Source organism: Bradyrhizobium sp. cir1, from assembly GCF_014198245.1.
GTDB lineage: Bacteria > Pseudomonadota > Alphaproteobacteria > Rhizobiales > Xanthobacteraceae > Bradyrhizobium.
The window spans coordinates 305,651-314,743 of the sequence record NZ_JACIHE010000008.1; the positions used below are offsets into that span (position 1 = coordinate 305,651).

A 9,093-nucleotide genomic window follows, 5' to 3' on the forward strand; every position below is an offset into this window, starting at 1 on the left:
GCTTCAGGCCGAGGCCGCGCTCTGCACCGTCTCCGCCGGCAGATCGTCGCCATTGGGATCGCCCGGCGCGGTCGCCCAGGCGAGCTCCACCAGCGTCACGATCCGGCGTCCGCCGCCGTCGAGCTGGCAGACGATGAGGCCCTGCTCCTCCATATAGCCGAGCAGGCGCTGCGCGCGGCGCAGCGAATGCGAGCCATAGGCCCGCGCGATCGCGGCATCGCCGGGGCAGGGCCAGCCCTCCTTGGCCGCGCGCGCGATCATCATGAACACGCCCTGCATGTCGTCGGGCAGGATCGAGGCGCGCAGCGACACGTCCTGCCAGGCGTCGTCTTCGGCGAGATCGGTGCCGACGCCAGCGCGCGCATGCGTCAGCATGCGGCGGAATTCGTTGAGGTCGGGCACCGCCGCCCCTAAGCCCTCGATGCGGCAGCGGACCACGAATTCCTGATACAGCACGCCGATGGCGCGGAAGCCGGCGTCGGGCTCGGCGAGCACGGCCCTAAGCGTGCGATCGACGCGCTCGCGCCGCTCGGCGAGCTCTTCGGCGCTGACGGGCACTTCGATCGGCTCCGCGCGCGCTTCCGGCACGGCGGCGGCCTTCGCGGCGCGAAGCTGCTCGAGCAGATCCGGCGCCGGCCGGCGCTGCGGCCGGCTCGCATCGGGCGGCGGCGCCGCCAGGATAACCGCGCGCGCATCCTCGAGCGTCGCTTCCGGCAGCGGCATCAGCCGCGGCGTGGAATTGCGCGGGGAGGTCGCGGTTGCGCCGATGTTCAGGCGCAGCGGACGGCGCGACAGCGCAGGTCCCAGCGCCATGAACTGGCCACGCTCGAGATCGCGAAAGGCTTCGGCCTGCCGCCGCTCCATGCCGAGCAAATCGGCGGCGCGCGCCATGTCGATGTCGAGGAACGTGCGGCCCATCAGAAAATTCGAGGCTTCCGCCGCGACGTTCTTGGCGAGCTTGGCCAGGCGCTGGGTCGCGATGATGCCGGCGAGCCCGCGCTTGCGGCCGCGGCACATCAAATTGGTCATGGCACCGAGCGACAGCTTGCGCGCCTCGTCCGAGACTTCGCCCGCCACCGCCGGCGCGAACAGCTGCGCCTCGTCGACCACCACCAGCATCGGGTACCAATGGTCTCGGTCGACATCGAACATCCCGCCGAGGAACGCCGCGGCGCGCCGCATCTGGTTCTCGGCGTCGAGCCCTTCGAGATTGAGCACGGTGGAGACGCGATGCAGCCGCGCGCGTTCGCCGGCGACCTGAAGGCCGCGCTCGGTGTGGTCCTCGGCGTCGATCACGAGATGGCCGAAGCGCTCGGCCAGCGTGACGAAATCGCCTTCAGGATCGATGATGGCCTGCTGCACCCAGGGCGCGCTCTGCTCCAGGAGGCGCCGCAGCAGGTGCGACTTGCCGGAGCCCGAATTGCCCTGCACCAGGAGACGGGTCGCCAGCAGTTCCTCGAGGTCCATGGCCGCCGCGGCACCGGCCGTGGTCTGCCCCATCTCGATCGCAACCGTCATGTCCCCGACTCAAGTCCCCATCATCCGCGGACAGGGGCTTATCAATCCTGCCGCGGCGCGTCGAGCGCTCCGGCGCGAATCGGGCCGCGTTGCCCACGACGGCGTTCAGGCGTGATTCGAGAGCCGTAGCAGTGCGGGCCGGTAGGGAGCTTGCGGATCGTCGTCCTCGTCCGCCGGGATCGCGCAGGAGCCGAACTCCTGCCTGATCCGCTCGATCTCGGCGATGCGCGCGTGCAGCCGCTGCAAATGCTCGGCCGACCGCGCCCGCCAGAACCGGAACGTGTCGGCGGTGAGCGGCAGGAACGCCGTTCCGAACAATGTCGGCTCGGGAACGACGGTGCGTCCGAGCAGCAGGAATCGCTCAGTGCCGGAGACAATCAGGGTCGCATAGCCGCGATTTCCGATCCGCCTGATCCCGTTCAGCGACCATTCGGCGAGCTTGCTGAAATAGGGCTCCTCACGCCAGCGATCGGGGCAATCGTCGTCGACGGTGACGTTGACGGCGTCCTGGCTGAAATGCACCACGATGCCCGACTTCGCCGGGAACCAGTCGTCGTCGAGATGGCCCTGGAGCCAGGCGCAGACGAACGACCGGCACATCTGCGGACGGCGCTCATAGATGGTGCATCCCGTGCCCGTCTGCCAATGCCGGCACAGCTGGTTCACGGGCTTGTCGACGCCGGCCACTTCGAGGATGTCGCAGCAGGCGTTGCACTCGCCGCATTGCCGGGTGGGACGCGCCGTCTTCGGCAGGCCGGTCGCCCGAAAGCCCTGGCCGTCGCGGACCAGCAGCTTCTGCTTCTCCAGCGCGGTCAGCGCACGTTCGATCTTGAGACGGGAGAGCCCGGTGGCGTCGATTACGCCCTTCATCGTCGTCGCGCCCGCTTCCACCGCGCGGACGACGCTCAGCATCGCCTGGTCCATCGCCTTTTCTTGTTGTTGTCGTCCGGTTCCGAACGCCGGCACCGCAGGCCGGTGCCGGGGAGCGGCGGTGAGTTGCCGGTTGTAAAGATAATGACTTACTCACAAAGCTATCTTTCTCCTTTTTGCCGAACAACAAGCCGGGCCCGACATGCACGCATGCAGCACTTGCGCAAATGCGGGATCACGCATGGCAATCAGGGTCGCCTGCGAAGTGGTTCGCAAACACAAAACGCGAGCGACCGGTCCAATTCGCCCTCAAGCGCGGGCATTTCGGCGTCCGCAGCGTCCGGAGAGGAGGCGCGACACGCATCCTCGTCACGCAGTCGTGATAGCTGCGCTGCGTGCGCTCGCGCCGCGTGAGGCGACACGTTTGCGTGATTGAGGAGCGGTGGACAACGACGTCACGCCGCGTTGCTGCTGCAGCACACCGGGAACTGCCTGCCGTCGGACGACAGGGACCCCCTGTCTTCGCATGACCCAGATCAAGGCCTGCCGGCGCGTTGCCTGCTAGCCGAGGGCATGAGCTTTCTGACCTTCTTCACGGCGGCCTGTTTTCTTCTCGCCATGCCGGGACCGACCAACACCTTGCTTGCGACATCGGGGGCAGGGATCGGCATTGCGCGCTCGCTCCATCTGCTGGCGGCGGAGCTGTGCGGCTATCTCGCGGCGATCGCGCTGCTGCGGCTGGCGCTCGGGCCGATCGTGAGCGACATCCCGCTTGCGGCTCTCGTGCTCCGCATCGCCGTCAGTGTCTACATCCTCGGCCTTGCCGTCATGCTCTGGCGCGTCAACGCACGCGAGCTGCGCCACGGCGCGGTGGTGACGTTCCGTCAGGTGCTGCTCACCACGCTGCTCAATCCGAAGGCGATGGTGTTCGCCTTCCTGCTGCTGCCGCTGCAGGCCGGACTGTCCGGGCTGTTGCCCCGGCTCGGTGTGATTGCGTTTCTGATCGTGATGGCGGGCGGCGCCTGGGTGACGCTCGGCGCCACACTGGGCCGCGGGGCCCGTCGTCTCGGGCGTCCCGAGCTGATCAGCCGAACCGGCGCGGTCACGCTCGTCGCCGTCACCGGCCTGATCTGGCTTCAATCATTCCTGAGCGCGTGAAGGCTTGCGGGATGTCAAGGCGGAGGCGCGTCGTCCATCGCAGTCTCGGCCCGTCGTGGAGGCATCAGCTGTTATGGTCAATCGGCGAAGCGTCATGGCGGGGCTGGCCTGTGCGGCCGTGATGCGGCCGCAGCAATCGTTCGCGGCGACGGCCGCGACTTACGAGGACGCGGTGCGCGCCACCTGGGCGCCATTGCGCACCGAGGGTGGCTTCGAGGAAATCGTCCGCTATGCGACGCTGGCCGCCAACAGCCATAACACCCAGCCGTGGCGCTTCACCTTGGGGCCGCGAAGCATGGCTATCGCGCCGGACCTCTTGCGCCGCTGTCCTGCGGTCGACCCGAACGATCATCATCTCTTCGTCAGTCTAGGATGCGCGGCCGAGAACCTGACCCATGCGGCCCTCGCCCTGGGTCTGCGGCCCACGCTGCGCTTCGAAGGTAGTGCCATCACGGCGGACCTCGAAAACGCTTCCGTGCAGCAATCGCCGCTGCTCGCCGCAATCCCGCGCCGGCAGTCGACGCGCGCAGTTTACGACGGCAGGCCCGTTGCGAATGATCTGCTGCGCGAGCTCGAGCGAGCAGGCACCGGCGAGGGCGTTGCGATCCTCCTCATCACCGACCGCAAGCAGATGGCGGCGATCACGGACTACGTGGTTGAGGGCAACACGACGCAAATGCGCGACCAGAGGTTCATGGAGGAGCTCAAGGCCTGGATGCGCTTCAACGAGGGTGAGGCAGTGGCAACGATGGATGGACTGTTCTCGCGCACGTCAGGCAATCCGGCCCTGCCGCGGTGGCTGGCGCGACCGCTGCTCCCATTCGTGTTCACGGAACGTGGAGAGAATGACAAATATCGCGCCAGCATCGGAAGCTCCGCCGGTCTTGCCGTGTTCGTCGCCGAGCATGATGACGCAGCGCATTGGGTCGAGGTCGGCCGCGCCTGCCAGCGCTTCGCCTTGCTGGCGACGTCGCTGGGTCTCAAATACGCCTTCGTCAACCAGCCGGTCGAGGTTCCACGCCTTCGTGCGCAGCTTGCGACTTATCTCGACCTCGGCGCGCGCCTGCCCGACCTCGTGGTGCGCTTCGGCACGGGGCCGGAGCTGCCGAAGTCGTTGCGTCGCCCCGTGGCGCAGGTGATCGCGTGAGACATTGGCGCGCTGCTGGTCGGAATCAGGCCCCATGAGCCAATCCGGATTCGTGCTGCTGACAATGTCTGTTGTCGCCGGTGGATTGCTCGGCGCAATTGCGTTCTTCTATCGGCAGGAGCTTGATCGTGCACGCACAGCGGTCCGAGCCGGCAGCCTCATTGCCGATACGCGAGCGGGACAGATCGAATATGCCGACAACGGCGTCGGCGCCCCGCTGCTGTCCATCCACGGGGCCGGCGGCGGCTTCGACCAGGGGCTGGCGAATGCGGCGGATCTCGTGGATGAGGGCTTTCGGGTCATCGCACCCTCCCGATTTGGTTATCTGCGCACGCCTGTGCCGCACGATGCATCCGCTTCGGCCCAAGCCGACGCTCATGACGCGCTTCTGTCCGCGCTGAATATCTCGTCGGCAATCGTTGTCGGCATCTCGGCAGGGGCGCGCTCTGCGATCGAACTTGCAGTGCGACACCCGAGCAAGGTCGCTGCGCTGATCCTGATCAGCCCGGGAACGTATTCTCCAACCAGTCCGGTTTCGATCGACGTAGCGCGCGGGAGCAAATTCACATTCTGGCTGGTCAATCGAGGGGCGGATTTCGTGTGGTGGCTCATCGAGAGGCTGGCGCCGTCCGTGCTGATCCGGTTTGTTGGCGTCCGGCCGGATTTGGTCGCGGCGTCCTCGAAGGCCGATCAGGACCGTGTCATGAGCATCATCAGGTCGATCGAGCCTTTGTCGTTGCGCTTTCCCGGGATCAATGTCGACAGCGTCGCGCAACTGAAGGAACAGGCTCTGGACAGAATACTCGCGCCAACCCTGATCATCTCCGCTCGGGACGACGGGTTCAACACGTTACCGGCCGCTCAATTTGCAGCCGCCGGAATAGGGGACGCAAAGCTGGTCATCTACGACACGGGCGGGCACCTCCTGGTCGGACACCAGGATGCCGTTCGTGCGGAGGTCCGCCTGTTCCTGACGGAGGCCAGGAACAGGACACGATTGATCGATCCGCGATCGGAACAGACCTTGACCTAGCGATTGCCGCCAACGCACCCGTCACTGTGCGCCGGATCCGCCCTGCACGATCTTCTCGTTCAGCTTCAGGTCGACGGTCTCCACCGTGCGGTCGATCTCGGCATTGGGTACGCCGAGCTGATGCGAGATCAACTTCACCAGGAGGTCGACGCGCTCGATGAAGGGCGCGCCGCTCGCGACCGCGCGCGCGGCCGAGGACGGCTTGAGCAGGCTTTCCGCAGCCTTGGCATATTTCGCGAACGGCACCTGGTCCTGCGGATCGGCGCCGAGGCGGCGGGCGACGGCGTCGACATGGTCGTAGATCGTCTGCGAGCGCTTGAGATCGCCATGCACGGCGTCGCGGATCGATTGCGGCTCGTGCGGGGTGATGCAGCGGTAATTGCCGGTGAGCAGCATCGACCATTTCGCCAGCGGCACGAACAGGGAATCGAACACCTTCAGCTTCACCGGCACGTCGTGGCCGTCGAGCGTCACCGCGTCGATGTCGGCTTCGAGCTCGCGCAACAGCTTGTTGTGCTTCTCGTCCGCGAAGACCGATGCCTTGAAGTTGGTGGGCAGGCCGACGTGAAGCACGTTCGCGGCTTCCTCCGGCGGGCGGAAGGCCTGCGGGTCGGGCGAGCACAGCGTCACCAGTCCCGGCTCGAACCGTTCCCATACCTGCGCATTGGTGTAGGCCTCCTCGAGATCCATGTCGGCGAGCGCCGGAATCCGCTTCAGATAAGGCAGCGGCGGCATGTTCATGATCGACAGGCACGGCAGCTTCGCCGCGGCGATCTTGACCATGAGGACGCGCACCGTGTGGTTGGTGTATTGCGGCTCCTGCATCGCAAGGCCGACCAGATCGTAACGGGAGAGATCGACATCGGCCGGCGTCACCGCATCGAGCTTGCCGGGCAGGTCGCGCGAGAAGATCGCCCGGTGCACGGCCTCGTCGCGCAACTTGATGCGCACCTCGGTACCGTCGCGGTTGATGGGCTCTGCGGTCTTGGCGCGGCAGACCAGGGTCACATTGTGCCCCGCCATCAGCAGCTTCGTGCCCAGCAGGGAGCCGTAGGAAGCCCCGAGAATCAGAATGTTACGCGCCATGTTTCGTCCCTTGGAATGTCACGTGATTTTTTGCGCCCCGGCCGTCGTCCGAGGGGGCATTTGCCGGGCATGTAAAGCGAAGTGGCCTGCGATGGCAACTGGGATAATGCATACAAGATGCAGAAGGGCGGGCACCGGGTCGTGCCGTGGCGACCGAAATGTGACGGATCCCGTCCGACCAGGGGGCTGCAGATCCGTTCGTTGGCTTGAAACAAGTCATTTCCCGAAGCCCGGAATGCATGTCTCGTCCGGCTCATCAGGGAGAGGCGATCGTACGCCGCCAAGCGGTGCGCGAATGAGCTGGGGCGGGAGTCGTCTCGTCGATGAAGCGGCAATCGACCGCGTCATTCATTGCTGCGGTGATTGGCGGCGCGCCGGATGCGCCATAAGACGTTCATGAGAGGCCGATACTGCTCATGCCTCTTCTGTCATCAAATGGCAGCCAATTTTTAGTCGTCAGCCGCAACAAAAAACTGCAAACGCAGGACGGTAAAAATGGCAAAGTGGCGCGGGGCCATAACTGTATGTCAGCAATGGAGCTGAGACGTGACGATTGAGTTGGAGCCGGCGTGCAACTTGTGTTGAGACCGGCTGATGGGGGCGATACACCGTGTGGTCCAGTGCCCTCGACCGTGCGAAGCGAAGACGAAACGAACATCGGATGGGGTCTCGCTGCGCCAAATGCGCGATCCCGCGCGGGGCATGGTGTCGTGTCCCTGCGCGGAATGGCGGCGAAACAGATCGACGAGGCCGATAGCATCAGCAGATGCAAGGGCGATGTACGCGACCAGGTACGCCTGGGATCGCATCGAGCAGGCGTGCACAGCGTTGCCCTGACAGCGCATCCGGCAAACCTGGCCAACTGCTGACGCGCCGTTCGGGGAAAGATATGGAAGGTTATCATTGGCCTCACGGCTCCAGCGATGGAGCCGGTGGAAGCCTGGTACGCTTGCGAAAGCGCGCGTCCGAATTTTTCGAAAGCCTGTCTGTCGCGGAGCTTGCGCGTGAGGCGCACAGGCATCTGTGGGTTTCAGACTGGTTGAGGCTCGCGGAAGACTATCGGAGCTCCGCCGAATCCGCGCGCGCAGATGGTGCCGGCCGGATGGCGCGCGAAGCGTGGATGTGCGCGCTGATGGCGTTCGAGGTCGCGCGAAGCCTGTCTTGTCCGGAAGATCTCGCGAGCACCGACTTCGCGGACAAGGTCGGTACCAGCCTGAGGAGCTTCGCGGACGATGCTGCTCAAGCGATCGAGCGCGTGGAGATTGATGGCTTCGATCAGGGAGCGTTGACCGGCTTCTTCCTGCCGGCGCTCCGTCACGGGCCATCCGCGCCCGCGGTGATCTGCATCGCAGACGAGGACACCACCCTGGCCTCGATGATGAGCAGGCTCTTGCCCGCCTCGCTGCGCCGGAACATGTCACTTCTGCTCATCGATGCCGGCAATTCGCCTGTTCGTCGCCCGCTCAAACAGGAGCATATCCTCCAATGCTGGCTGGACTATCTGGAGGCTCGCCCGGATGTCGACTCGCAGCGGATAGCGATCTACGGCGAAGGGGCGGGCGCCAGTCATGCCTCCCGCCTCGTCCTCTCGGATCGCAGGATAGCCGCCGCCGTGTGCGACGGCGGTCTTTTGCGGTCGGTCACGCGCCAAGCATCGGTTCATTGGATGACAGGCGTTGAGCAGGTCGACGAGGGCGGAGCCTCAATGCATCCATTGCCGTCACCGCGCCGAATGGCCTGCCCGCTTCTCATGGTGGTCGGGAGCCGCTCGATGGTGCGCGAACGGGAGGCTCTCGAGCTGCAAGCCGGCTATCGTCAGGCCGGAGCCGACTGCTCGGTCGTCGTGCCTAACCGCATCCCGTATCCTCTCGGCGAGGTCGAGAATTTCATCACGGCCGACGACTTCATTTTCGAGTGGCTCGACGCCAAACTCGGAGCTGTCCGTCGCCTCGATCCCGTAACCTACCTCTAGCGCATGATCCTCAAGAACGCGCCGCGGTCTTCTCGCGACGAACGCGGCGCAGTCATGCTGAGACAACGGCAGAAGCGCGTCGGGGATTCCTTCCCTGTGTCTGTAGGACTATCGCAGATGGGGTCTTGGTGGCGGCCTGAGCAAGCGCCTCGTCCTTCGAGACGACCGCTTCCAGCGGTCTCCTCAGAGCGTGAGATTCTTTTGGTAGGGATCGGTATTTGCCACGGCGGCGATGCTGTGATTCGCTGGAGTTGCGCGCGAAGCAGGGGCTGACGATGGCTGACGAGCGATTGTTCGAGGGGTTGCCCG

7 protein-coding genes are annotated in these 9,093 nt (G+C 65.3%); 4 read left to right on the forward strand and 3 right to left on the reverse strand.

Features of this window, described 5'->3' with window-relative positions:
• Positions 1–3: 3 nt before the first annotated feature.
• Entirely contained in the window at positions 4–1,518 is a 1,515-nt protein-coding gene (locus GGD63_RS19220) for an ATP-binding protein (RefSeq protein WP_183244712.1), read from the reverse strand.
• A gap of 105 nt (positions 1,519–1,623) precedes the next feature.
• The gene (locus GGD63_RS19225) at positions 1,624–2,442 is read right to left on the reverse strand and encodes a YkgJ family cysteine cluster protein (protein ID WP_183244715.1); all 819 of its coding nucleotides are present in this window, start codon (positions 2,440–2,442) and stop codon (positions 1,624–1,626) included.
• A gap of 519 nt (positions 2,443–2,961) precedes the next feature.
• Here GGD63_RS19225 and GGD63_RS19230 point away from each other — a divergent pair.
• The 3 genes from GGD63_RS19230 (at position 2,962) to GGD63_RS19240 (ending at position 5,726) form a co-directional block, all read left to right on the forward strand.
• Positions 2,962–3,546, forward strand: coding sequence for a LysE family translocator (locus GGD63_RS19230; RefSeq protein ID WP_183244717.1), 585 nt, complete (start codon positions 2,962–2,964; stop codon positions 3,544–3,546).
• A 94-nt stretch (positions 3,547–3,640) separates the two neighbouring features.
• Positions 3,641–4,693, forward strand: coding sequence for an Acg family FMN-binding oxidoreductase (locus GGD63_RS19235; protein ID WP_246785554.1), 1,053 nt, complete (start codon positions 3,641–3,643; stop codon positions 4,691–4,693).
• A gap of 34 nt (positions 4,694–4,727) precedes the next feature.
• Entirely contained in the window at positions 4,728–5,726 is a 999-nt protein-coding gene (locus GGD63_RS19240; RefSeq protein WP_183244721.1) for an alpha/beta fold hydrolase, read from the forward strand.
• 21 nt (positions 5,727–5,747) lie between these two features.
• On the opposite strand, the gene GGD63_RS19245 is transcribed toward GGD63_RS19240, so the two are convergent.
• A complete protein-coding gene (locus tag GGD63_RS19245; RefSeq protein ID WP_183244722.1) occupies positions 5,748–6,812 on the reverse strand; it encodes a ketopantoate reductase family protein in 1,065 nt (354 codons plus the stop codon).
• An 889-nt stretch (positions 6,813–7,701) separates the two neighbouring features.
• Between GGD63_RS19245 and GGD63_RS19250 the strand changes: the two genes are divergently transcribed.
• Positions 7,702–8,784: a S9 family peptidase gene (locus GGD63_RS19250; RefSeq protein ID WP_183244723.1), complete on the forward strand. Its 1,083-nt coding sequence runs from the start codon at positions 7,702–7,704 to the stop codon at positions 8,782–8,784.
• Positions 8,785–9,093 lie beyond the last annotated feature (309 nt).